Source organism: Sorangium sp. So ce394 (assembly GCF_051474665.1).
Classification (GTDB): domain Bacteria; phylum Myxococcota_A; class Polyangia; order Polyangiales; family Polyangiaceae; genus Sorangium; species Sorangium cellulosum_D.
In genome coordinates this window covers 11,046,067-11,069,456 of the sequence record NZ_CP150339.1, presented here as the reverse complement: position 1 = coordinate 11,069,456, position 23,390 = coordinate 11,046,067, and the positions used below count along the sequence as shown (strand labels likewise).

At 72.1% G+C, this 23,390-nt stretch carries 17 protein-coding genes; 6 read left to right on the top strand and 11 right to left on the bottom strand.

Annotated elements, in window-relative coordinates; translation table 11 throughout:
* The first annotated feature begins 42 nt into the window (after positions 1-42).
* From WMF33_RS40850 to WMF33_RS40840, 3 genes are read left to right on the top strand one after another with little or no spacing between them, the layout of a single operon-like run.
* Complete coding sequence (locus WMF33_RS40850) at positions 43-1,089, top strand: hypothetical protein (RefSeq protein ID WP_437333669.1); 1,047 nt, start codon at positions 43-45, stop codon at positions 1,087-1,089.
* A gap of 50 nt (positions 1,090-1,139) precedes the next feature.
* Positions 1,140-3,086: a sigma 54-interacting transcriptional regulator gene (locus tag WMF33_RS40845; protein ID WP_437333668.1), complete on the top strand. Its 1,947-nt coding sequence runs from the start codon at positions 1,140-1,142 to the stop codon at positions 3,084-3,086.
* Positions 3,086-5,545: an endonuclease MutS2 gene (locus WMF33_RS40840; protein WP_437333667.1), complete on the top strand. Its 2,460-nt coding sequence runs from the start codon at positions 3,086-3,088 to the stop codon at positions 5,543-5,545. The genes WMF33_RS40845 and WMF33_RS40840 overlap by 1 nt, the downstream gene beginning before the upstream one ends.
* Positions 5,546-5,602: 57 nt before the next feature.
* Here WMF33_RS40840 and nusB read toward each other — a convergent pair whose 3' ends face one another.
* The 8 genes from nusB to WMF33_RS40800 form a co-directional block, all read right to left on the bottom strand.
* Complete coding sequence (gene nusB / locus WMF33_RS40835; RefSeq protein ID WP_020740334.1) at positions 5,603-6,025, bottom strand: transcription antitermination factor NusB; 423 nt, start codon at positions 6,023-6,025, stop codon at positions 5,603-5,605.
* A gap of 16 nt (positions 6,026-6,041) precedes the next feature.
* Positions 6,042-6,551: a 6,7-dimethyl-8-ribityllumazine synthase gene (gene ribH / locus WMF33_RS40830; protein ID WP_437333666.1), complete on the bottom strand. Its 510-nt coding sequence runs from the start codon at positions 6,549-6,551 to the stop codon at positions 6,042-6,044.
* A 109-nt stretch (positions 6,552-6,660) separates the two neighbouring features.
* The gene (ribB, locus tag WMF33_RS40825; protein ID WP_437333665.1) at positions 6,661-7,848 is read right to left on the bottom strand and encodes a 3,4-dihydroxy-2-butanone-4-phosphate synthase; all 1,188 of its coding nucleotides are present in this window, start codon (positions 7,846-7,848) and stop codon (positions 6,661-6,663) included.
* Positions 7,849-7,885: 37 nt separating this feature from the next.
* Complete coding sequence (locus WMF33_RS40820) at positions 7,886-8,629, bottom strand: riboflavin synthase (RefSeq protein ID WP_437333664.1); 744 nt, start codon at positions 8,627-8,629, stop codon at positions 7,886-7,888.
* A 17-nt stretch (positions 8,630-8,646) separates the two neighbouring features.
* Positions 8,647-9,009, bottom strand: a complete 363-nt coding sequence (locus WMF33_RS40815) for a PilZ domain-containing protein (protein WP_020740330.1) — start codon at positions 9,007-9,009, stop codon at positions 8,647-8,649.
* Positions 9,010-9,015: 6 nt separating this feature from the next.
* Positions 9,016-11,757, bottom strand: a complete 2,742-nt coding sequence (locus WMF33_RS40810; RefSeq protein ID WP_437333663.1) for an Rne/Rng family ribonuclease — start codon at positions 11,755-11,757, stop codon at positions 9,016-9,018.
* 1,114 nt (positions 11,758-12,871) lie between these two features.
* Positions 12,872-13,417, bottom strand: coding sequence for a hypothetical protein (locus tag WMF33_RS40805; protein ID WP_437333662.1), 546 nt, complete (start codon positions 13,415-13,417; stop codon positions 12,872-12,874).
* A 321-nt stretch (positions 13,418-13,738) separates the two neighbouring features.
* Positions 13,739-15,304, bottom strand: a complete 1,566-nt coding sequence (locus WMF33_RS40800; protein WP_437333661.1) for an acyl-CoA carboxylase subunit beta — start codon at positions 15,302-15,304, stop codon at positions 13,739-13,741.
* 782 nt (positions 15,305-16,086) lie between these two features.
* On the opposite strand from WMF33_RS40800, the gene WMF33_RS40795 reads away from it, so the two are divergent.
* A complete protein-coding gene (locus WMF33_RS40795; RefSeq protein WP_437333660.1) occupies positions 16,087-18,747 on the top strand; it encodes a protein kinase domain-containing protein in 2,661 nt (886 codons plus the stop codon).
* Between the two features lie 9 nt (positions 18,748-18,756).
* Here the strand turns inward: WMF33_RS40795 and WMF33_RS40790 are convergent, their stop codons facing one another.
* From WMF33_RS40790 to pyrH, 3 genes are all read right to left on the bottom strand, one after another.
* On the bottom strand, positions 18,757-19,992 hold the full coding sequence (locus tag WMF33_RS40790) for a KamA family radical SAM protein (protein WP_437333659.1): 1,236 nt from the start codon (positions 19,990-19,992) through the stop codon (positions 18,757-18,759).
* Complete coding sequence (locus WMF33_RS40785; protein WP_437333658.1) at positions 19,979-21,055, bottom strand: peptidylprolyl isomerase; 1,077 nt, start codon at positions 21,053-21,055, stop codon at positions 19,979-19,981. The genes WMF33_RS40790 and WMF33_RS40785 overlap by 14 nt, the downstream gene beginning before the upstream one ends.
* A 120-nt stretch (positions 21,056-21,175) precedes the next feature.
* A complete protein-coding gene (pyrH, locus tag WMF33_RS40780; RefSeq protein ID WP_020740322.1) occupies positions 21,176-21,937 on the bottom strand; it encodes a UMP kinase in 762 nt (253 codons plus the stop codon).
* A 169-nt stretch (positions 21,938-22,106) separates the two neighbouring features.
* Between pyrH and rpoZ the strand changes: the two genes are divergently transcribed.
* Together rpoZ and WMF33_RS40770 are read left to right on the top strand one after the other, a co-directional pair.
* Entirely contained in the window at positions 22,107-22,349 is a 243-nt protein-coding gene (gene rpoZ / locus WMF33_RS40775) for a DNA-directed RNA polymerase subunit omega (protein WP_044986749.1), read from the top strand.
* A gap of 141 nt (positions 22,350-22,490) precedes the next feature.
* The gene (locus WMF33_RS40770) at positions 22,491-23,324 is read left to right on the top strand and encodes a class I SAM-dependent methyltransferase (RefSeq protein WP_437333657.1); all 834 of its coding nucleotides are present in this window, start codon (positions 22,491-22,493) and stop codon (positions 23,322-23,324) included.
* The last annotated feature ends 66 nt before the right edge of the window (positions 23,325-23,390 follow it).

The window sequence follows — 23,390 nt, the reverse complement described above, 5'->3', positions numbered from 1 at the left end:
GCGAGCGTGTAAAGTGGCGGCGCGATGCACACGCGACCTCTCGTGAGTCTCCTCTCCGCGATCCTCATGTCGAGCGTCAGCTGGACGGCCTCTGCCCAGTACGGCGCGCCGCCCTACGGCCAGCAGGGCGGCGCGTACGGGGGCCAGTACGGCGCCCCCTATGGAGGTCAGTACGGCGCGCCCTACGGCGGCTACGCCTACACGCCGCCGAAGAGCCAGCCCAAGTCGACGCCGCTCGAGGTCGGCTACCTCTACGCCACGTCCGTGGCTTACGGCGTGGGGACCGGCATCTGGTTCGACGCGCTCGTCGGCATCGACGATCCCGGCGTGCAGTTCATCGCGCCCGCGCTCCTCGGCGTCGCGGCGCCCGTCGGGGTCTACTTCCTCGACTCGCCGCCGATGCCGCGCGGCATGCCGTCCGCGATCGCCACCGGCATGGTGATCGGCGCGGGCGAGGGGCTCGGCGTCGCCTCCTACCAGTACGTCAGCGCGCGCAAGGGCGAGGAGTGGGGCTTCCTCGGGCTCGCCACCTCCGAGGTGATCGGCTCCACCGTCGGCGGCGCGCTGGGCTGGGGCTTCTACCACCTGCTCCGGCCCAAGCCGCAGACCAACATGCTCATCGCCTCGGGCGCGGTGTGGGGCTCCCTCATCGGCAGCGCGTTCGGGGCCGCCGCCAGCAACGGCGGCTGGAGCGAGGCGAACGACAGCATCTCGCTCGGGGGGCTGATCGGGTTCAACGTCGCGACCGCGGGCGCCGTCGGCGTGTCGATCGCCTGGACGCCCTCGTGGAACCAGCTCGCGTGGATGTGGGGCGGCCTCGGCATCGGCACGGTGGTGTCGCTGCCCATCTACTTCGCGTACATCGGCAGCGACCACGACCCGCGCCGCGGCCTCATCGCCCAGGGCGCGGCGGGCACCCTCGGCATCGTGGCGGGCGCCTTGTTCCTCGGGAAGCCGGACCCGCGCGGCGAGGTCGCCCTGGACGAGCCGGAGGAGCGCGGCGATCCCCCGTTCGCGCGCGTGCTCGGCGGCGGCATGGTGCCTTACCAGGGCGGCATGGGCGCCGTCGTCATCGGAGAGCTCTGGTAAGCCGCGGTGCGCACGCCAACACGGCTGCATGGGGCCGCGGCGCGCCTGCTATGCTGCTGTCGATGCCGACCCTGAAGTATTTCGCCTCGGAGGGCGCGCCACTCCTGTACAGCGTCCACAAGCCGGTCACGACGATCGGCAAGGCGCTCGGAAACGACGTCGCGGTCGCGGGGGCCGGGGTGCTGGAGCATCACGCGCAGATCGTGTTCGACGGGCGCGATTTCGTGCTCGAGGAGTGCGAGCGCGACGGCGAGATCGCGATCAACGGCAAGAAGAAGCGGCGCGCGCGGCTGGTGCACGGCGACCGGCTCCAGCTAGGCTCGGTCGAGCTCGGGTTCTCGATGTTCGCCGAGGCGCCGACGGTGAAGGAGCGGCTCCCCGCGTGCGACGGCGAGGCGGAGCGGCCCGCGCCGGCGCAGGGCTCGTCGGAGCTCGCGGGCGTCCGCAAGCTGTTCGCGTTCAGCGAGAAGCTCATCAACCGGCGCAGCGTCGACGAGCTCCTCGAGGCGATGCTCGACGACGTCATCGAGCTGACCCACGCCGACAAGGGCTTCCTGCTCCTCCTCGAGGGCGCGGAGGCGGCGGCGGACACGGCGGTCCGCGGCGGCGCCCCGTCCACGGCGTCTGCGGCCGGCGACCGCAAGCTCGCGGTGCGCGCGTCGCGCAACATCCGCAAGGAGGCCATCACCGACGCCGCCGGGGGGATCTCGGACAGCATCGTGCGGCAGGTCATCTCCTCGGGCCGCCCCGTGATCGTCTCCGACGCGCTCGCCGACACGCAGTTCGGCCGGAGCGACAGCGTCATCGCGATGAAGCTCTCCAGCGTGATGTGCGCGCCGCTCCTGTCGCAGGGCCAGATCATCGGCGCGCTCTACGTCGGCAACGACAAGATCAAGCACCTCTTCGATCGCGCCCAGCTCGACCTGCTCAGCATCTTCGCCTCCCAGGCCTCGCTCATCCTCCAGAACGCGATGCTCCTGAACGCCCTCCGGGCCGACAAGGCCAAGCTCGTCGCCGAGCTGCACGACAAGAAGTTCGGCGAGATCATCGGCGCCTGCCCGTCGATGCTCGAGGTCTTCCGCAAGCTGCAGAAGGTCGCCGCGACCGACATCAGCGTGCTCATCACGGGCGAGACCGGGACCGGGAAGGAGCTCATCGCGAGGGAGCTGCACCGGCGCAGCCCGCGCGAGGGCGGCCCCTTCGTCACCATCAACTGCGGCGCGATCCCCGAGAACCTCATCGAGAGCGAGCTCTTCGGACATGTGAAGGGCGCCTTCACCGGCGCCATCGCCAGCCGCCCGGGCAAGTTCCAGGTCGCCGACAAGGGCACGCTGTTCCTCGACGAGATCGGCGAGCTCCCGCTGAACCTCCAGGTGAAGCTCCTCCGCGCCCTCCAGGAGCGGGTGGTCTTCCGCGTCGGCGACTCGAAGCCCGAGAAGGTCGACATCCGCATCGTCGCCGCCACCAACCGGAACCTCGAGGACGAGATCCGCGCCGGCAACTTCCGGGAGGATCTCTACTACCGGCTCAACGTCGTGAACCTGTGGCTCCCGCCGCTGCGCGAGCGGGGCGACGACGTGCTGATCATCGCCAAGGTCCTGCTCTCGAAGTACGCGGACGAGCTCGGCAGCGCCGTGCGCGGCTTCAGCCCGGCCGCGCTCGCCGCGATCAAGAAGTACTCCTGGCCGGGCAACATCCGGCAGCTCGAGAACCGCATCAAGAAGGCGCTGGTCCTCTGCGATCAGGCGCTCCTCGCCGTGGAGGACCTCGATCTCGGCCCCGGCGCCGAGACGGCGATCATGCCGCTCGAGAAGGCCAAGGAGGAGTTCCAGCGGCGGTACGTGCTGGAGGCGCTCGAGCGCAACAACGGCAACCGCACGCAGACGGCCCGCGACCTCGGCGTCGACCCGCGCACCATCTTCCGCTACCTCGAGAAGGAGCAGAACCCGATGCCGAGCGGGGCCGGCGGCGTGGCCCGCGATCCGACCGAAGCGTGATGGAATACACCCCCGAAGGGCCCTTCGCAGACCCCTGTCCGACCAAGACCCGCGCCGATCTGGAGTGGGACCGCATCCTCGAGGCGCTCGCGGAGCGCTGCGCGTCGCGCGCCGGCAAGCGGCTCGCGCGGGCCCTGCCGTTCGCGTCGACGCGCGCCGAGGCGATGACCATGCTCGCAGAGGTGCGTGAGGCGGTCGAGCTCGCCCGGACCGGGGAGCCGGTGCCGGCGCGCGACGTCGCGGAGCTCGAGGACGCGCTCGACCGGGCGCGCATCGGCGCGTCGCTCGCCAACGAGGAGCTCCGCGCCGTGCTCGGCCTGCTCGAGGCCGCCCGGACCGCGCGGCAGTACCTGCAGAGCCGGCGCCAGATCGCGCCCGCGCTCTACGCGGCGTGCGCGACGAACCCGGAGCTCGACGCCGTCGCGCGCGAGCTCGACGCGGCCTTCGATCCGGACGGCACGCTCTCGGATCGCGCCTCGCCCCGCCTGGAGGCGCTGCGCGCGGAGCGGCGCGCGGTGCGCGAGCGGCTCGTCCGCCGCCTCGAGGACCTCATCAACAAACACGAGGACATCCTCCAGGACCGCTACTGGACCGAGCGCGACGGGCGCTACGTGCTCCCGGTGCGGTCCGACGCGCACGAGCGCTTCCCCGGCATCGTCCACGCGACCAGCGCGAGCGGCGCCACCGTGTTCGTCGAGCCCCGGGTGCTCGTCGAGACCGGCAACCGGATGAAGATGGTCGACGCCGAGGTCGCGCGCGAGGAGCAGGCGATCTACGCGGCGCTCACCGCCCGCGTGGCCGAGGACATCGAGAGCGTCGCCGCCGCCGCCCGCGCGCTCGCCCACGCCGACGTGCGCGCCGCCGCCGCGCGGCTCGCGAAGGACCTCGACCTCACCTTCCCGGACGTCCCCGAGGGCGCGTTCGCCGTGGATCGCGGCGCCTCCGAGGCCGCGGCGCGGCCGACCTCCATCGAGCTCGTCGGCGGCCGCCATCCGCTGCTCGCGCTCGACGGCGTGAAGGTGGTGCCGAGCGATCTCTCGATGAGCGCGGGCCGCGCGATGATCGTCTCCGGGCCGAACGCCGGCGGCAAGACGGTGGCCCTGAAGACGCTCGGCCTGGCGGCGCTGATGGTCCGCGCGGGCCTGCCGGTCGCGGCGCGGGAGGGCTCGCGGGTCGCGCTCTTCGACGTCGTGCTGACCGACGTCGGCGACGACCAGAACCTCCACAAGAACCTGTCGACCTTCAGCGCCCACGTGAAGAACCTCGGGCGCATCCTCGGCGAGACGCGCCCCGGCGCGCTCGTCCTGCTCGACGAGCTCGCCGGCGGCACCGACCCGCGCGAGGGCGAGGCGCTCGCCGCGGCCGTGCTCGACTCGCTCTGCGCGCGCGGCGGCACCGTCGTCTGCACCACGCACTATGAGGGCCTCAAGGCGCTCGCGCTCGGCGATCAGCGCTTCGAGAACGCCTCGGTCGGCTTCGATCTCGCCACCATGAGCCCGACCTTCCGGCTCGTCGTCGGCGTGCCCGGCGCCTCGAGCGCGCTCGCCGTCGCGCGTCGGTTCGGCATCCCGGGCACCGTGCTCGAGCGGGCCGAGCGCTTCCTCACGACGGAGGCGGTCACCTTCGAGCAGATGGTCGAGAAGCTCTCCGCCGAGCGCCGCGCGCTCGAGCTCGCGCGCGAGGACGCCGAGCGCGAGGCGGCCGCCTCCCGGGCGAAGCGGCGCGAGCTGGAGAGCGAGATCGAGCGGCTCCGGGACAAGGAGCGCGGGGTGATCACGCGGGAGGGGGAGGCGCTGCTCGCCAGCCTGCGGCGCGCGCGCGAGGACCTCAAGGCGGCGCAGTCGCGGCTGCGCGGCAAGCCCACCGAGGAGGACCTGCGGGCGGCCGCGCGCGCGATGGATGCGGTGGGGCAGAAGACGTCGATCGGCGGCGAGCTCGAGCTCCGCCCGAAGGACGAGCCGCCGGCGCGGCCGGCGGTCGATCCGGCGGCCATCCGCGTCGGCGCGCGCGTCTACGTGCCCCGCCTGCGGGCCGAGGCCGAGGTGGTCGAGGTCCTCTCGGGCGGCCAGCTGCGGGTCGCCGCCGGCGCGCTCAAGCTCACGACCTCGATCGCCGAGCTGCGCGGCGCCGGCGCGCCGCCTGCGGCCGCGGCGCCGCCCCAGCGCCGCGTCGACCTGGACGCGGCGGCGGACCCCGACGTGCCGATCCAGACGGCGGACAACACCGTGGATCTCCGCGGCCTGCGCGCGCACGAGGCGGTCGCGATGGCCGAGCAGTTCCTCGATCGCTCGCTCGGCGCGGGCCGCCGGGTCACGTTCTTCGTCCACGGGCACGGCACGGGCGCCCTGCGCGACGCTGTCCGCGAGGCGCTGCGCGGGAGCCCCTACGTGGCGCGCATCCGCCCGGGCGGTCCCAGCGAGGGCGGCGACGGCGTGACGGTCGCGTGGCTGAAGTGGTGAGGTGAGCGGCCGTCGCCGCGGCGCTCAGCGGCCGCGGCGCTCGGCGGGCCGCGGCGCTCAGCGATCCCGGTCGATGCGGCCGAGGTTCTCGGCGACCCGGTCGAGCACGCCGTTCACGAAGGCGCCGCTCTCCTCGCTGCCGTAGCGCTTCGCGAGCTCGACCGCCTCGTCGAGGATGACCGCGCGCGGCACCTCCGGGTGCTTCATGAGCTCCCACGCGCCGAGGCGGAGCACGTTGCGGTCGACCCGCGCCATCCGCTCGAGGCGCCAGTTCGTGCTCGCCTTGCGGATCGCCTCGTCCACGGCCGCGAGGTCCTTGGCGACGCCGTGCACCACCTCGTCCGCGTAGGCGCGCCCCTCCGGATCCCCCGGCGTCTCGCGCCAGAAGGTCGCGACGACGCGGGACGCCGGGTTCCCGCCGGCCTCCAACGCGAACAGCATCTGCAAGGCCGCCTCGCGGCCGGTCGAACGCGCACCCATCGCTCAGAACCTTCGTCTACAGGCCGGCGGCGTCCAGCGACGCGCCGAGCGAGAGCATCTCGATCGCGCAGACCGCGGCCTCCCAGCCCTTATTGCCATGCTTCGTGCCGGCGCGCTCGACCGCCTGCTCGATCGAGTCGGTCGTGAGGACCCCGAACGTGACCGGCACCCCGGTCTGGAGCGACACCGTCGCGATCCCCTTCGTGACCTCGGCCGCCACGTAATCGAAATGCGGCGTCGAGCCCCGGATCACGGCGCCCAGGGTGATGATCGCGTCGACGCCCTTCTTGTGCGCGAGCCGCCCCACGACGGTGGGCATCTCCCACGCGCCCGGGACGCGCACGATGGAGGTCCGCTCCAGCGCGCCGCCGTGCCGCGCGATGGCGTCGAGCGCGCCCTCGACCAGGCGGTCGACGATGAAGTGGTTGAAGCGGCTCGCCACGACCGCGAAGCGCGCCCCCGGCGGGACCACCAGGTTGCCTTCGATCACCCTCGCCTGTGCCTGCCCGACCGCTTGATCTGCCATCCGCCGTTCCTCTCTCTCGCCGCGCTCGGTGCGCGGCCTTCGCGCTCGCGATCCTCGTCCGAGCGCCCCTGCTCTCCGCGCGACCCGGCGCGCCAGCGCACCTCGCGCGTCAGGCCTCGCCCTTCATCGACACGAGCGGCACCCGCTCGGTCACGGTGAGCCCGAACCCGGTGATCCCGACGATCTTCGGCTGGCTGTTCGTGAGGAGCCGGATCTGGTGCACCCCGAGGTCCGCCAGGACCTGCGCGCCGAGGCCGAACTCCCGCAGCGTCGACGGCTGCTGCGCCCGCACGATGAGGGCGCTCTCGTCGGGGCCGGGGCCCTTCAGCTGCTCCAGCTCGCGGCCCAGGTCCCCTCGCGACGGGATGTAGACGATCACCCCGACGCCGGCGCCCTCGATCGCGAGCAGCGCCTCGCGCAGGTTCGAGCCGCCGTCGAAGGGCGTCGAGCTGAAGAGGTCCGCGACGGTCGAGCCGGAGTGCACGCGGCAGAGGATGGGCTCCTGCGTCGCGACCACGCCCTTCGTGAGCGCGAGGAACTGCCGCTGCTCGTTGATCACCTCGTAGACGTACGCGGTCCACTCGGTGCCCGTGAGGTCGAGCCGCAGCGTCCGGTCGCTCACGCGGCGGACCAGCCGCTCCGTCTGGAGCCGGTACTGGATGAGGTCCGCGACCGTCACGATCAGGAGGCCGTGCTTCGCGGCGAACACCTCGAGGTCCGGCATGCGGGCCATGCTGCCGTCGTCGTTCATGATCTCGCAGATCACGCCCGCCGGCCGCAGCCCGGCGAGCCGCGCGAGGTCCACGGACCCCTCGGTCTGGCCCGTCCGCACGAGCACGCCCCCGCGGCGCGCCTTGAGCGGGAACACGTGCCCCGGCGTGACGAGATCCTCGGGCCTCGCGTCGCGCGCGCTCGCGACCCGGATCGTGTGCGCCCGATCGGCGGCGCTGATCCCGGTCGTCACCCCGGTGCGCGCCTCGATGCTCACGGTGAAGGCGGTGCCGAGCGGCGGCCCGTTGCGCCCGGGCGCCGACATCATCGGCAGCTCGAGGCGCGCGACCTGCTCCTCATCGAGGGCGAGGCAGATGAGGCCGCGCCCGTGCATCGCCATGAAGTTGATCGCCTCGGGGGTCACCGCCTCCGCCGCCATGCAGAGGTCGCCCTCGTTCTCGCGGTCCTCGTCGTCGACAAGGATCACCATCTTGCCCGCGCGGATGTGGTCCAGCGCGGTGTTCACGCGGTCGAGGACCGCCTTGTCGATGGTCAGCCGGTGAGGCATCGGACCCCCGGAGGTCATGTCGTGGTCGAGCTTGCCGCTCGAGGCTGACAGGGCCTCACCAGAATCCCCCCGCGCGCAGCTTTGCGAGGAGTCGTTCGTCGTGATCCGCATTCTCTCCCGTATTTCCACGCTCTTCGCCGCGCTCGGCAGAGGCATCGCCCTCGCGCGCGTCCCTGCTCGAGAGGCTCTGCAGGCCGGCGATCGACACGACCTGGAGCGTCCGCGCCACGTAGCGCGCGAGCACGTCAACTTCAAGGTTGACGGCCGCGCCGGGGCGGAGCTCGCCGAGGAGAGTCCGGCCGATGGTGTGCGGCACCAGCATCACGTCGAACCACGTCTCCGCGGAGCCCGGCGTGGACACGGCGTTGAGCGTGAGGCTCGCGCCGTCGACGGCGACCGAGCCCTTGGGAGCGAGGAACGGCGCGAGCTCGGTCGGCGCGCTCACCCGCATGCGGAGCGCGTCGCCGGCGCGCGATTGCTCGACGACGCGGCCGAGCCCGTCGACGTGGCCCAGCACCACGTGCCCGCCCATGCGGGCGCCGAGCGGCGTCGCCCGCTCGAGGTGGACGCGCGCGCCGACCGAGAGCGCGCCGAGCGTGGTGCGGCCGAGGGTCTCGGAGGACATGTCGCACTCGAACCCGCCGGGCGCGATGCGATCGACGGTGAGGCAGGCGCCGTTCACGCTCACCGACTCGCCGAGCGTCAGCGGCCCGAGGCTCGCCTCGATGAGCGCGCGGGCCACGGCGCCGCCGCTCCGGCGGCGGAGGACCCCGATCGTCTCGACAAGCCCGGTGAACATCGCCGAAGCCCCTCTGCCTATTCCTTCGAGGCGCGGTGCCCCTGGCTCGTCAGGAGCTTGTCGATGAGCCCCTGCGAGTAGCTCGACAGCTCGGTGAAGACGACCCCCATCCCCTGCGGATCGTCGTGCACGCGCACGACCTCGCCGACGCCCTCGATCGTCTCGATGTCGTCCATGATCACGGTGAACCGGAGGTTCACCTTGGTGCCGACGGCGAGCGGCGTCTTCGACCGCACGAACACGCCGGTGCGGGAGATGTTCGTCACGTACTCGTTGATGAACGCGTCATAGGACTCGAACTCCTTGTTGATGGTGACGCGCTCTTCCCTGCGTCCCGTCTTCGCGTCGATGCTCTCCGGAGAACCCTGATCGTCCGCCATGGCGCCTTACCTGCCTTGCAGATCGAACTGCTCGAGGTGGTACTCCTTTCGGGGCACGAGATCGATCCGGCGCTGGAACAGCCGCTCCGCCTCCTGCACGGCGATGCGCTCGTCGTTCTTCAGGAGGTCGATCACGGCCGGATGCGCGTTCACCACGACCGAGTAGCCGGGCAGGTTCATCCGCTCGCGCCGGATCTGCCGCAGGATCTCGTAGGCGACGGTCTGCTTGGATTGCAGCTGGCCCGTCCCGTCGCAGTAGAAGCACGGCTCGAGGATCGTGCGCCCGAGGCTCTCGCGCGTCCGCTTCCGGGTCATCTCGATGAGGCCCAGATCGGAGATCCGGTTCAGCGTGGTCTTCGCCTTGTCCTTGGAGAGCAGCTCCTCGAGGCGGCGCCGCACCTTCTCGCGGTTCTGCGCGCGCTCCATGTCGATGAGGTCGAGGATGATCAGCCCGCCGATGTTGCGGAACCTGAGCTGATAGGCGATCTCCTCGACCGCCTCCATGTTCGTGGTCAGGATCGTCTCCTCGAGGTCCTTCGACCCCTTGCCGACGAAGCGCCCGGTGTTCACGTCGATCGCGGTGAGCGCCTCGGCCTGATCGATGATCAGGTGCCCGCCCGACGGGAGCGGGACCTTCCGCGACAGCGCGCGCTGGATCTCGTCCTCGATGCCGTACGCGTCGAAGATCGGCTCGGTCCCTTCGTAGAGCTCCACCGCGTCGGCGCGCTCGGGCATGAACATCTCGACGAAGCGCCGCAGCCGGATGTACTCCTCGCGGTCGTCGATGACGATCTTCTCGATGTCGTCGGTGAAGAGGTCGCGGGCGGTCTTCAGCACGAGGTCGAGCTCGGTGTAGAGCACCGCCGGCGCCCTCACGCCGCTCTCGCGCTTCTTCGCCACCTCGCCCCAGAGGCGCACGAGGTAGCCGACGTCGGCCTTGAGCTGCTTCTTCGTGAGGCCCTCGGCGAGCGTGCGCACGATGAGCCCGCCCTGCGGCGGCTTCATCGCCTCGATGGCGTCGCGCAGCCGGGAGCGCTCCTTCTCCGAGCCGATCCGCTTGGAGATCCCGATGTGATCGACCGTCGGCAGGTACACGACGTAGCGGCCGGGGAGGGAGATGTGGCTCGTGACCCTGGCGCCCTTCGTCCCGATGGGCTCCTTCGAGACCTGGACGATGACCTCCTGCCCTTCGCGGACGACCTCGCGGATGGGCGTCGATTTCGAGATGCGCGGCGGCTCGTTCTGCCAGCTGCGCGCGCTCTGCTGGCCGCGCGCGGCGCTCTTGCCCTTGCCGTCCCGCGCCTGCTCGCGCCCGCGCTCTCGCGTCCGCTGCTCGCCGCGCCCGCGCTGCTCGCGATCGCGTCCATCGCGTCCGCCCTGCTGTCCGCGTCCGCCCCGGTCGCGGCTTTCACGGCCTTCGCGGCTTTCACGGCCTTCGCGGCTTTCGCGTGCCTCGCGGCCTTCGCGTGCCTCGCGGCCTTCGCGCGCCTCGCGGCCTTCGCGCGCCTCGCGGCCTTCGCGCGCCTCGCGACCTTCGCGTGCCTCGCGGCCTTCGCGCGGCGCCTCGCGCGCTTCCGTGGCGACAGCCCCCTCGGGCGCGGCGCTGACCCCCTCGATGTTGGCACGTCGGTCGCGCGTTCGTCCCGACCGGCGCACGCGCGCCTCGCGCCGCCCGCGCGCGCGCCCGTTGCGCGCACGCGCTGCCGGCGGCACCTCGTCGCCGGGCGCGTCGGGCGCGGCTTTCGCGACGGCGCCCTCGGCGGCTGGCGACGCGCTCGCCTCCTGCCCGGACGGCCACTCGCCGGAGGCACGCGCAGCGGGCTCCTCGGACGCGATCTCTGCGGGGGCTTCCGTTTCCCCGCGGTCCGTGGCGTCGCTCCGCGCCTCGGGGCGCTCCTCGGCCGCGCTCCACACGTCGGCGGCGTCCTCCGGCGGCGGCGAGGCCGGCTCGAGGTCGTAGGCGGGCGTGTCGAGCTCGTCGTCGTCCTCGGCCTCGGCGTCCTCCGGCCCAGCTTCGTCGGGCCCTGACTCCTCCGGACCGGCCTCGTCGACGTCGCTGCCGCTGCCTGCCGCGACCAGCTCCTCGTCGTCGTCGTCCGCGCCCTCGTGCAGGTGTCCGCCGTCGAGCCCCGGCACCGGCTCGTCGTCGGCCTCGTCGAGGGTCACCATCGAGCCCACGCCGGCGAACGCCTGGCCGGAGGGGCTTCCGAGCACGTCGAGCGCCGTGGGCAGCTCGATCGGCACGTCGCTCGATTCGTCGAGCGGGCTGTCCGCCTCGAGCGGGCTCTCGGCCTCGAACCCCTCATCGGCCCCGAAATCCGCCCCTTCGTGGGGCTCGTGGTGTTCGGCTGCGGCGTCGGGGCCCTCGGGCGCGGCCTCCTCTGCGCCGGATAGCTCGTGAACCTCGCTTTCTTCAGGCCCAGGCGCCTCGCTGGCGCGCGCGGCGCGGCCTCGGGAGGAGGCGCGCTCCTCTTCGGCAGGACGGCGATGCCCAGCCAGGTATGCCTCGAAGTCGTCGGGCCGGATGAGGTCCTCGACGTGCAGGAAGGCGGCTCGCTCGAGCCCCACGTCGATGAACGCGGCCTGCATCCCGGGCAATACGCGGCTGACCTTGCCGAGGTAGATGTTTCCGAGCGTCCCCTTGGAGCTCTCCCGCTCGAGATGCAGCTCAGCGATGATCCCATTTTCGATCAGCGCGACGCGTGTCTCGCGGATGTCCACATTGATGACGAGAAGGTTCTTTCCCATGTCGGATGCCGCACATCGGCGGCGCCGCCAAGCGTTACCACGGGTTGCCCGAGCCATGAAGGCGCAACCCGGCGCGCGCTGCGCGATTGAGGGCGTCGGGGGTCACAGGTCGCCGAGGTGGGCCGGCCGCCAGCACGTGAGCTACCTCGCGTATCCGCGGCCACGCCCCGAGGCGCGGCGGCGGCTGGCGTCGGCCCCGGGGGTGCGGCGGCGGCTGGCGCCGGACGGCGTACCGGCGCCGGCCGAGGCTCCGGCGGCGGGGCAACGGGGGCCTCCAACCTGGGACGGGCGCCCCAACCTGGGACGGGCGGGCGCCCCAACATGGGACGGGCGGGCGCCCCAACCTGGGACGGGCGCCCCAACCTGGGACGGCGGGCGCCCCAACCTGGGACGGGCGGGCGCCCCAACCTGGGACGGCGGGCGCCCCAACCTGGGACGGGCGCCCCAACCTGGGACGGGCGCCCCAACCTGGGACGGGCGGGCGCCCCAACCTGGGACGGGCCCAACCTGGGACGGGCCCAACCTGGGACGGGGCCCCAACCTGGGACGGGGCCCCAACCTGGGACGGGCCCCAACCTGGGACGGAGCCCCAACCTGGGACGGGGCCCCAACCTGGGGCGGGCGCCCCAACCTGGGACGGGACCCCAACCTGGGACGGGCGCCCCAACCTGGGACGGGGCCCCAACCTGGGACGGGCACCCCCATCCGAGGCGGCGGTACCCCAACCCGGGACCGACGCCGCAACCCCGGACCGACGCCTCAACCCCGGACCGGCGCCCCAACCCCGGACCGGCGCCCAACCCCGGACGGTATTCCCAGCAGCGAGCGGCCAGCCCTTGCGCAGCCTCCGACCGCCCCCGTCCTCTTGTCCCCCCGGCACCCTGCCGGCGCCCCCTCCGGCGCTGCCGCGCGCACCGCCGTCCCGCACCGCATGCTCCAGGCCGGCCAAGGCGAGCCCCGCGCCGAGTGCGCCTGTCTCGCGGATACAGCTGCAGCAGATTCCACGCAGCCCGCAGAGCCCGCCCGCCGTCCGCCGTCCGCCGTGCCAACAAAAGGCCGAAGGGGGCGGCCATCGGACGCCCCCTTCGGAGATGACGTGCTGCTGGTCAGCGCCTCACATCGCGCACAGCGGCTCTTCGGAGGCACCGCAGTTCTGGGCGCACTGCTCGCAGACAATGCACTTGGTGATGGCGTCGTACGCCTCCACCCCGGCCTCGTTCGCCGTGCGGCACTCGTCGATGCACGTCGCCGGATCTTCCTCGTCCGAGCAACGATCGACGCATTTCACCAGGTCAAAACATCCCATGTCGGCATTATCATCCACGCAGGCGTCGATGAACTCTTTGCATGCGTCGTCGGCGGCGCACTTGTAGCAGCCCGTCCCGTCGTCGCTGCCGCACGCGTCCGTCGTGTCATCACACGTCGGGATCCCTGTCGAGGAAGAGCTCGTGGTGCTCGCGCCTCCGTCGCCGCCCGAACCGCCGCCGCCGGCGTCGCCGCCGTCGCCGCCGTTGCCGCCGTTGCCGCCGCTGGCGCCGGAGCCGCCGCTCCCGTTGCTGCTGCTGGTGGTGCCGTTGTTCGGCGGGTCGGTGTTGTCGTCACCGCACGCCACGAGGGCGCAACCGGAAATCAAAAACGCAGCGAATACCCAAGATTTCATGCTCAATACCTCCACAGAACCCAACCGACCCCTCATTCGTATACTCGGCGACCCCCCAACGCTCGGTATGCCCGCCAAACCACCCGTCCTCCTGCAACCGGCCCCCGGGTGCGCTTGTGCAGATCGTTGGTCAGAGAGAAGCATCGCGCGTGGAGAGCAAAGAAAAACAGCCACGCAAGTTGTTTTTACACGCTTGGGATCGGCCGCGCAACGGCGTCGCTCGATCCGGCTCCCTCCTTCCAAGGCGTTCTAAGCGGTTTTGCAGGCCGATCTCTCGCTGAGCGAGGCTCTCGTGGGGCTCCCCGTCGCCCCAAAATTCTACTAAAGCGGGATGTTTCCGTGTTTCTTCGCTGGGTTCTTGTCCCGCTTGTCGCGCAGGAGGTCGAGGGCACGCGCCAGCCGAATGCGGAGCATGCGCGGGTAGATCACCTCGTCTATGAAGCCGAGCTCGGCCGCCCTGTACGGGCTCGCGAACGTCGTCCTGTAGTCCTCGACGAGGCGCGCGCGGGCGGCGGCCGGGTCCGCCGCCTGCTGGATCTCCCTGCCGTAGACGATGTTCACCGCGCCCTCCGGGCCCATGAGCGCGATCTCGGCCGTGGGGAAGGCGAGGTTGTAATCGGCCCGGATGTGCTTGGACGCCATCACGTCGTAGGCGCCGCCGTAGGCCTTGCGCGTGATCACCGTGATCTTGGGCACCGTGGCCTCGGCGAACGCATAGAGCAGCTTCGCTCCATGAGAGATGATCCCCCCATATTCCTGGTCGAGCCCCGGGAGGAAGCCGGGGACGTCCACGAGCGTGACGAGCGGGACATTGAAGCAGTCGCACAGCCGGACGAAGCGCGCCGCCTTGATGCTGGCCTTGATGTCCAGGCAGCCGGCGAGCACCTGGGGCTGGTTCGCGACCACCCCGATGGGCGCGCCCCCGATCCGGGCGAGCCCCACCACGATGTTCTGCGCATAGCGCGCGTGGATCTCGAAGAAGCGGCCGTCGTCGACCACGGCGCGCACGAGCTGCTTGACGTCGTACGGCCCCGACGGCTCGATCGGGAGCATCGTGTCGAGCTCCGGCACCTCCCGGTCGACCGGATCGACCGCGGCGCGGCGCGGCGGAGCCTCGGTGTTGTTCGAGGGCAGGAACGAGAGCAGCTCGCGGACCTGCGCGAGCGCTGCCCGGTCGTCGGGTGCGGTGAGGTGGCATACGCCGCTCCTGGCGGCGTGGGCGGCGGCGCCGCCGAGGTCTTCCTCGGTGACGTCTTCGTTGGTCACCGCCTTGATGAGCTCGGGGCCGTTGACGAACATGGTGCTCGTCCGCTCGGTCATCAGGATGAGGTCGGTGATGGCGGGCGAGTAGACGGCGCCGCCGGCGCACGGCCCGAGGATCGCGCTGATCTGGGGGACGACCCCGCTCGCGAGCGTGTTGCGAAGGAAGATCTCGGCGTACCCGGCGAGCGACTCGATGCCCTCCTGCACCCGCGCGCCGCCCGAGTCGTTCAGCGCGACGACGGGGGCGCCCACCTTCATCGCGAGGTCCATCACCTTGCAGATCTTCGAGGCGTACGCGCCGGAGAGCGAGCCGTCGAACACGGTGAAGTCCTGCGCGAACACCACGACCTTGCGCCCGTCGACCAGGCCCCAGCCGGTCACGACGCCGTCGCCGAGGACCTTCCGCTCGTCCATGCCGAAGTCGGCGCACCGGTGGACCACGAACCGGTCGATCTCGACGAACGAGCCTGGATCGAGGAGCAGGTGGATGCGTTCCCGCGCGGAGAGCTTGCCGGCCTCGTGCTGCTTGGCGACGCGATCCCCCCCGCCCCCGTCGAGCGCGCGGCGGTTCATCTCGTCGAGACGAGCGAGCGCCGGACGCGTCAGGGCCGCCGAATCAGCCATACCGCGCCCTACCACGGCGCCCCCCGGGGATCGAAACCCCGTCGCGCGGCGCGCCGGCGCGCCGGCGGGCCAGCGCGGCGGCGGGCCGGCATGAAGGGCGGAGCGGCGGAACGGCGCGACGGCGGCCGGACGGCGCCGCGGGGGACGGGCCCACCCGCTGGTACGACAACGACGACAATGGGCGAGGTCGTCGGAATCGTGCCCGACGTGCGGGAGGTGCGAGCCGGCGGCAAGCACGCGAGGGGCGGGCGTGAGGCGCGAGCCGCGGAGGCGCGCGGGACGTGCGACGAAAAATGACCGGGCCCGGACGCCATCCGCCCTACTCTCTTGCCCAGGCGAGGGGACACCACGTAACCTGGGCAGCGCTCATTTATCGCTGGTAAATGCAGGAATTTCCGACACATAGAGTCTCTGAGGACCGGGGCGCGCGGGCGGCCGTCGCCGCTCCGGCCCTGCCGCGTCGCGACTTCCAACGGGGCAGCTCGGGCCGGCGCGGCAGCAGAGCGGGCGCCTGCCACGGCGGCTGACGTGCGCCGCCTCGTGGGACGCGCACCGAGCGGCGGCGCCGGCAGCCCTGCATCCGCCGCGGGAGCGCTGCGCCCTCGCGGCGCGCGCGGCCTTGCGCTCAGCGGTCCCACCGCGGCCTTCCGCCTCGCGTCTCGCGGTGAGATCGTTTCGGACGAGAGGTCGCTCGAGTGAAGCTCGCTCAGACTCGCGAGGCTCGTGCCCTGGCCGTCGCCGCCGTGGCGCGAGGGCTCATCGAGCCCAACGCCCTTTGGGACATGGCCTGCCGATGGACCCTCGGCGGCGCGTCGACGCCCCAGGAGCTCTTCGAGGGGATCCTCACGCCGGAGCAGCTGGCGGCGCTCCCGGAGCTGCTCGCGCAGGAGGGGCGCAGCCCGCCCGCCGCGCGCGCCCTCGCGCCGCAGGTCGACGATCTGGACGCGCTGCGCTTCGACACGCAGCGGGAGATCGATCTGCCGGGCGAGGAGGTCGTGGCCGATTTCCCGACGCTCGCGACCTCCGCCACGCGCGCCGTGAACGCCGGCGGCAGCCGCTACGAGGTCGGCGAGGCGCTCGGCGCGGGCGGCGCCGGGAAGGTGGTGAAGGCGCGCGACCGGGAGATCGGGCGCGTGGTGGCGCTGAAGACGCTGAAGCCCGGGGCCGAGGCGGACTCCGCGGTGGGCAACCGCTTCCTGACCGAGGCGCGCATCACGGCCCAGCTCGAGCACCCGAACATCATCCCGGTCTACGACCTGGGCACGCTGCCAAACGGCCAGCCCTACTACTCGATGCGGGTCGTCAAGCGGCAGAGCCTGCAAAACGTGCTGACGAACCCCGAGCTCCGCAAGCAATGGCCGCTCGTCCGGCTCATCGGCGCGTTCGTGCAGATCTCGCGGGCGCTCGCCTACGCGCACCGGCGAGGCGTCGCGCACCGCGACATCAAGCCGGAGAACGTGCTGCTCGGCGACTACGGCGAGGTGTACCTGGGCGACTGGGGCAACGCGAAGCTGCTCTCGAGGGCGGAGGTGAGCGAGCCGATCACCATCGACCCGAGCGGGCAGGACTTCGGCCGGAAGCGGCACGAGGCGGTCGCGAGCGCGCTCTCGGGCACGCCCGGGTACATCGCGCCGGAGCAGATCCGGGGGGACCAGAAGCGGATCGATCACCGCGCGGACATCTTCGCGCTCGGCGTGGTGCTCTACGAGATCCTCACCGGCGAGCACCCGTTCGACGCGCCGACCGTGCTCGCCGTGATCCTCGCGACGCAGACGCGCGACCCCAAGCCGCCGCGCTCGATCTCGCCGAGCTGTCCGCTCTTGCTCGAGGACCTCTGCCTGGCGATGCTCGCGAAGGATCCCGATCAGCGCCCGCCGACCGCCGACCGCGTCGCGGCGGAGGCCGAGGCGTTCCTCGAGGGCGCCAAGGAGCGGATGCGCCGCCGCGAGGAGGCGATCAAGCTCTGCGAGCTCGCCAAGGCCCCGCTCGAGCGCGACCGGCGGCTCGACAGCGAGCGCGAGCGGCTCGTCGAGGAGGCGCGTCGGCTGCTCAAGGACGTGAAGGAGTACGAGCCGATCGAGCGCAAGCGGGCCGGCTGGCAGCTCGAGGACAGGGCGGCCGGGGTCGAGCGCGAGCAGGCGCGCGCCGCGGCCGAGGCGATCGATCTCTACACGAAGGCGCTGGCGTACGACCCGGATCTGGTCGAGGCGCGCGCCGGGCTCGCGGACCTCTACTGGTCGCGCGCGGTTCGGGCCGACCAGGAGCACCAGCACGCGGCGCGCATCTACCACGAGGCGCTCGTCGCGGAGTTCGACGTGGGCCGCTACGCCGCGCTGCTCACCGCCGACGCGGTGCTCTCAGTCGACTCGTCGCCGTCGGGCGCCAGCGTCCTCGCGTACCGGTACGTCGAGAAGGACCGCATCCTGGTGGCGAGCGACGAGCGCGCCCTCGGCCGCACCCCGCTCCGCGAGGTGCACCTCAAGCCGGGCAGCTACCTCTTCGTCCTGAAGCGCGCCGGCTACCGGGACGTGCGCTACCCGCTGCTGCTCAAGCGGGGCACCCACCACCGCGTCGAGGTGAACCTCTACACCGACGCGGAGATCGGCGAGGGGTTCGTCTACATCCCCGGGGGGACGTTCATCGCCGGCGGCGACGCGCAGGCCTACGATCCGCTCCGCCGGGCCGAGCTCCACGTCCCCGACGTCGCGATCGCGAAGTTCCCGGTCACCTTCCGCGAGTACTGCGAGTTCTTGAACGAGCTCGAGTCGCGCGATCTCGATCTCGCGCTCAAGCGCGCGCCGCACGGGACGCGCGGCTCCGAGGGCTACGTCGCGCGGCCGGCCAGCGGCGGCGGGTGGGAGCCGCTGCCCACCGTCGTCGAGGGCGACGCGCAGAAGCGGTTCCCGGCCGAGGAGGGGCACCTCTGGAACCTGCCCGTCATCCTCATCGACTGGTTCGACGCCGTGGCCTACTGCCGCTTCCGGAGCGAGCGTGACGGGATCGAGGTCCGGCTCCCCACCGAGCTCGAATGGGAGAAGGCGGCGCGCGGGACCGACGGCCGGTTCTACCCGTGGGGAGATCATTTCGATCCCACGTTCTGCCTGATGCGCTCGTCGCGACCTTTCCTCGCGCAGCCGGAGCCGGTCGGGACGTTCCCCATCGACACCTCGCCTTACGGCGTGCGCGACATGGCGGGCGGCGTGCGCGAGTGGGTCGCCGACGTGAACGGCGAGAAATCGTGGGTGGAGACGTCGCGTGAGATCGAGTCGACCGCCGACGCCGGCAGCGACGCGCCCCCGTGGCGGATCGCCCGCTCCGGGAGCTGGGCCGCGGACTCGCAGCAGTGCAGGAGCGCGTCGCGCACCCGCTTCTTCGGGATCACGCGGGCCCTGAACCTGTCGTTCCGGATCGCGAAGCCGCTCTCGCGCGGCCCGGGCCGCTGAGCGGGCGGCTCAGCCGCCGGGCTGCGGCGGGGGGTCGACGTACTCGACCTCGACGCCGCGGTGGGTGCGGAGCACCGTGCGCCCGGGCCGGCGATCGACGACGTAGTCGGGGCCGACGGGCACCTTGCCCATCCCGCCTGGGGTATCGACGATCAGCTTCGGCAGCGCGATGCCGGTGAGCCGTCCCTGGAGCTGCTCCATGAGGGAGATGCCGGTCGCGAGCGGCGTGCGCAGGTGCGCGGTGCCGCGCACGGGGTCCATCTGGAGCAGGTAGTACGGGCGCACGCGCCAGCGCACGAGCCCCCGGAAGAGCGCGGCCAGCGTCGTCGCGTCGTCGTTGATGCCGCGCAGCAGCACGGTCTGGTTCATCACGGGGAAGCCGTTGTCCACGAGCCGCTTGCAGGCGCGCTCGGCGGCGGGCGTGAGCTCCTTCGGGTGGTTGAAGTGCGTCATCACCCAGAGCGGATGGTGCGGCCTGAGCGCGCGCACGAGCTCCGCGGTGATGCGCTGAGGCAGCGTGACCGGCACGCGCGTGGCGATGCGGATCGTCTCGACGCTCGGGATCTGCCGCAGGCGGGCGATCAGCCGCACGACGCGGTCCGTCGAGACCGCGAGGGGATCGCCGCCGCTCACGATGACGTCGCGCACCTCCGGGTGCGCCTCGAGGTAGGCCATGGCCGGCGCGAGGCGATCGAGCGCCACCGCGCCGCCGCCGTCGCCGACCATGCGCGAGCGGGTGCAGAACCGGCAGTACACCGCGCAGCGATCGGTCGCGAGCAGCAGCGCGCGATCCGGGTACCGCTGCACGAGGTGCGGCGCGACCTCGTGCGCGACCTCGCCCAGAGGATCGACCAGATCTCCGGGCACCTCGGCCGCCTCGTCGGCGAGCGGCACGCACTGACGGCGGATCGGGCACGCGGGGTCGCCCTCGTCGCAGAGGCTCAGGTAATACGGGGTGACGCGGATGGGCAGCCCGGCCTTCTCGGCGCGCCGCGCGCCCGCGAGCTCCTCCGGCGTGAGCGACAGCGCTCGGTGCAGCTCGTCGGCGCTCGAGAGCGCGTGGCGCAGCTGCCATGTCCAGTCGCTCTGCCGCGCCTTGGCGCGGGCCGGTCGCGCGCCCTGCTCACCGCCCGCGGCGGGCGCCGCGGGGAGCTCGGGCGGCGCGACGGCGCGGGCGCCCGCGCCGTCGTCGCTGGGCCGCCGGGTGAGCTGCGCCGGGGCGACGAGCGCGCTACTTGCCCGCATCGCTCGACGAGGGCGCGGCGCCGCCGGCCTGCTCCGGCTGCGGCGCGCTGGGCTTCGCGGGATCGGGCTGCGGCGCGCTCCCGGGCTGCGTGAGCTGCGGCGGCAGCTTCACCGAGGAGAGCGCCGCGTCGTTGATCTCGACGGGGAACTTCTTCCGCAGCTCGTCCTCGAGGGCGCGCTCCTGCTCCTGCATCTTCTGCTGGAGGAGCGCGACGCGGATCGAGCGCTCGGCCTCCGCGAGCGCGCGCCGGTGGCCGCCCGTGAGCCCGCTCAGGCGGACGATGTAGAACCGGCCGTCGGCCTCGACGAGCTCGTCGCTGACGGCCCCCACGCTGGCGATCCGGAAGACGGCCGCGCGGACCGGCTCCGGGACCTGCGGGTGGGCGCCGCGCGGATCGCCGGGCGGGCTGACGATGCCGAGCTCGCCCGCGAGATCGAGCGGCGGCGCCTTGCTCTTGTCCTTCGGCGCGCCGAGCGAGTGCTTGAGGAAGAGCTCTCCCCACGCGCTGCTGCTCGCGGCCTTCTGCGCTTCCTTGAGGACCTTCTCCCCGAGCGCCCTGTCGCCGACCACGATGGCGGAGACGCGCCTTCGCTCGGGCTCGCTGAACTTGTCGGCGTTCGCCTCGTAGTACGCGCGCACCTCGGACGCCGGGATGTCGGCCGGCGCGGGCAGGCCCTTGCGCGCCTGGGCGATCATCGCCTCGCGGAGGATCTGCCGGATCGCGTCCTCGACCGCGGCCTCCTTGTCGAGGCCGCGGCGCTTCGCTTCCAGCGCGAGCAGCTCCGCGTCGATGATCTCGCTGAGCAGCTCGCGGCGCCGCTCCTTCGTCTGATAACGGAGCCGATCGAACTGATCCATTCGCTCCAGCGTCCTGCCGAAGTCGCCGAGGGTGATCACCCGGTCGCCGACCTTCGCGAGCACGCGCGCCGACTGCTCGGCGCTGAGCCCGAGGACCGGCTCGCCCGCGTCCGCCGGGACCTGGAGGGCGGGCTCATCGCAGCTCGAGACGAGCGCGGCGAGCGAGATGGCGAGCAGGGGGCGGCGCACCGGAGCTCGGATCATTGCTGGCTCGGGGTCTAGCACGGTTTCCTCGCGGCTCGAGGGCGCGCCGGCCTGGCTCGCGCCGGCGGGGCGCCGCGGCCCGTCGCCCGCGGCGGGGCGCTGCGGGACGATCGCGCGCGTTCAGTCGACGATCGTGCCGATCTCCTCGCCCCTGCACACGCGGAGGATGTTGCCGCGGGTCATGAGCTTGAACACGCGGATGGGCATCTTGTTCTCGCGGCAGAGGGTGACCGCGGTCGAGTCCATGACCCCGATCCTGTCCGCGAGGAAGCGGTCGTAGCTCAGGTGCGCGAACATCTGCGCGCCCTCGTGGCGCACGGGATCGCGGTCGTAGATGCCCTCGACCTTGGTCGCCTTGAACAGCGCCTGCGCCTGGATCTCCATCGCCCGCAGCGCTGCCGCCGTGTCGGTCGAGAAGAACGGGTTGCCGGTGCCCGCGGCGAAGATGACGATGCTGCCCTTCTCCAGGTGACGCATCGCCCTGCGGCGGATGTACGGCTCGGCGACCTGCCGGATCTCGATCGCGGTCATGACGCGCGTCGGCACGCCCGTCTTCTCGAGCGCGTCCTGCAGGGCGAGCGCGTTGATGACGGTGGCGAGCATGCCCATGTAGTCGCTCTGGGAGCGGTCCATGCCCGCGCTCGCGCCCTTCAGCCCGCGGAAGATGTTGCCTCCGCCCACGACGATCCCGATCTGCACCCCCATCCGCTGGAGCTCGGCGATCTCGCCGGCCACGTGGTGGAGCGTCTCGGGGCGTATGCCGAACCCGCCTTCTTCGCCGCAGAGCGCCTCGCCGCTCAGCTTGAGGACGATGCGACGGTATTTCAGCCCTGGGGCCGGACGGGGGGGAGGGGGGAGGAGGGAATCCTGCTCAGCGGCCACGGGGGCACCTCGTAGTCGGGACCTGCGTCGAGGGCAACGAGCAACGTGCGCCGCGCGGCGCCGTCGACCGGCGAGCGCAGCAGCGTGGCAGCGCGCCGCGGCGGTGCTGAGCCGCCGAGCGGCATATACCTTGCGCTGGCCGGAGCAGGGCGCTAGTCTCGGCCCCCCTATGGCGCGTGTGACTGTGGAAGACTGCCTCGAGCGCGAGGAAAACCGTTTCGCTCTCGTCGTGCTTGCGGCCAACCGGACGCGGCAGCTCATGAAGGGCGTGGACGCCCTCGTGAAGACGAAGAACAAGCCTGCCGTGACCAGCCTTCGGGAGATCGCCGCCGGTAAGGTGCACTTCCACCGGAGCTCCCACGAGGTCGTGTCCGAGTGGCTCCAGCAGATGAACGCTGGCGGCCAGCGCTGAGGGCGCATCGGGCGAGCGTGCTCTCGTGACGCACGCCTCCGTCGGCCCGGCTTCTCGGCGCGCTCGCGCCCGAGCGCCAGCGCTGCGCTCGATCCGTTGCTTCCCATGAAAGGTGCGGCCACGCCCCGGTCGAGGCGGTCTTTGCGCTCGGGCCAGCCTCGCGATCCGGAGCTCGAGGCGGGGACGTCGGCCCACTACGAGGACCCGGCGTACTACGCGAAGACGTATGCGCGCCGGCAGGACGACGTCCGCTACTACGTCGATCTCTCGGTGGCGTCCGGCGGGCCGGTGCTCGAGTACGGCTGCGGCAACGGGCGGATCACGCTGCCCGTCGCGAGGGCGGGGGTCCGGATCACGGGCGTGGATCTGTCGGCGCCGATGCTCGGCGATCTGCGCGCGCAGCTCGGGCGGGAGCCGCGCGGCGTCTCCTCTCGCGTGAGCGTGCGGCGAGCGGACATGCGGGCGCTGCGGCTCGGGCGCCGCTTTCCGCTCGTGATCTGCCCCTTCAACGCGTTCCTGCACCTGTACACGCGCCCGGACGTCGAGCGCTTCCTCGCGCGGGCGCGCGAGCACCTGACGCCGCGGGGCGAGCTCGTCTTCGACGTGTCCATGCCCGAGCCGGCCGAGCTCGCGCGCGATCCGGATCGCGCCTACGCCACGCCGCGCTTCCGGTATCCCGAGAAGGACGGCCCGGGCACGGTCGTCCGGTACACGGAGCGGTTCGACTACGACAAGGTCCGGCAGATCCTGTTCGTGTCAATGGAATTTTCGCCCGTCGACGGCGGCGAGCGCTGGATGACGCCGCTCGCCCATCGTCAGTTCTATCCGCAGGAGCTCGAGGCCTTGCTCCACTACAACGGCTTCGAGATCACGGCGCTCCGCAGCGACTTCTCCGAAGCGCCGCCCGACAACCAGACGAGCATGCTGCTCTATCACTGCCGTCCCCGGAACTCCGTTCGCCCCGGCCGCGCTTAGGCGCCGAGCGGCCGCGTCGTCAGCGGAAGACCAGGACCGCAGGTCAGCGAAAGCCACGCGCGGTCC

Excerpts from the sequence above, each read along its gene's own strand:
- WMF33_RS40805 (WP_437333662.1), bottom strand. The coding sequence starts at position 13,417 with ATGAAATCTTGGGTATTCGCTGCGTTTTTGATTTCCGGTTGCGCCCTC.
- ribH (WP_437333666.1), bottom strand. The coding sequence starts at position 6,551 with ATGGCAGATCAAGCGGTCGGGCAGGCACAGGCGAGGGTGATCGAAGGC.
- WMF33_RS40795 (WP_437333660.1), top strand. The coding sequence starts at position 16,087 with ATGGCCTGCCGATGGACCCTCGGCGGCGCGTCGACGCCCCAGGAGCTC.
- WMF33_RS40790 (WP_437333659.1), bottom strand. The coding sequence starts at position 19,992 with ATGCGGGCAAGTAGCGCGCTCGTCGCCCCGGCGCAGCTCACCCGGCGG.
- WMF33_RS40810 (WP_437333663.1), bottom strand. The coding sequence starts at position 11,757 with ATGGGAAAGAACCTTCTCGTCATCAATGTGGACATCCGCGAGACACGC.
- WMF33_RS40820 (WP_437333664.1), bottom strand. The coding sequence starts at position 8,629 with ATGTTCACCGGGCTTGTCGAGACGATCGGGGTCCTCCGCCGCCGGAGC.
- rpoZ (WP_044986749.1), top strand. The coding sequence starts at position 22,107 with ATGGCGCGTGTGACTGTGGAAGACTGCCTCGAGCGCGAGGAAAACCGT.
- WMF33_RS40800 (WP_437333661.1), bottom strand. The coding sequence starts at position 15,304 with ATGGCTGATTCGGCGGCCCTGACGCGTCCGGCGCTCGCTCGTCTCGAC.
- ribB (WP_437333665.1), bottom strand. The coding sequence starts at position 7,848 with ATGACCTCCGGGGGTCCGATGCCTCACCGGCTGACCATCGACAAGGCG.
- nusB (WP_020740334.1), bottom strand. The coding sequence starts at position 6,025 with ATGGGTGCGCGTTCGACCGGCCGCGAGGCGGCCTTGCAGATGCTGTTC.
- WMF33_RS40845 (WP_437333668.1), top strand. The coding sequence starts at position 1,140 with ATGCTGCTGTCGATGCCGACCCTGAAGTATTTCGCCTCGGAGGGCGCG.
- WMF33_RS40785 (WP_437333658.1), bottom strand. The coding sequence starts at position 21,055 with ATGATCCGAGCTCCGGTGCGCCGCCCCCTGCTCGCCATCTCGCTCGCC.
- WMF33_RS40840 (WP_437333667.1), top strand. The coding sequence starts at position 3,086 with ATGGAATACACCCCCGAAGGGCCCTTCGCAGACCCCTGTCCGACCAAG.
- WMF33_RS40815 (WP_020740330.1), bottom strand. The coding sequence starts at position 9,009 with ATGGCGGACGATCAGGGTTCTCCGGAGAGCATCGACGCGAAGACGGGA.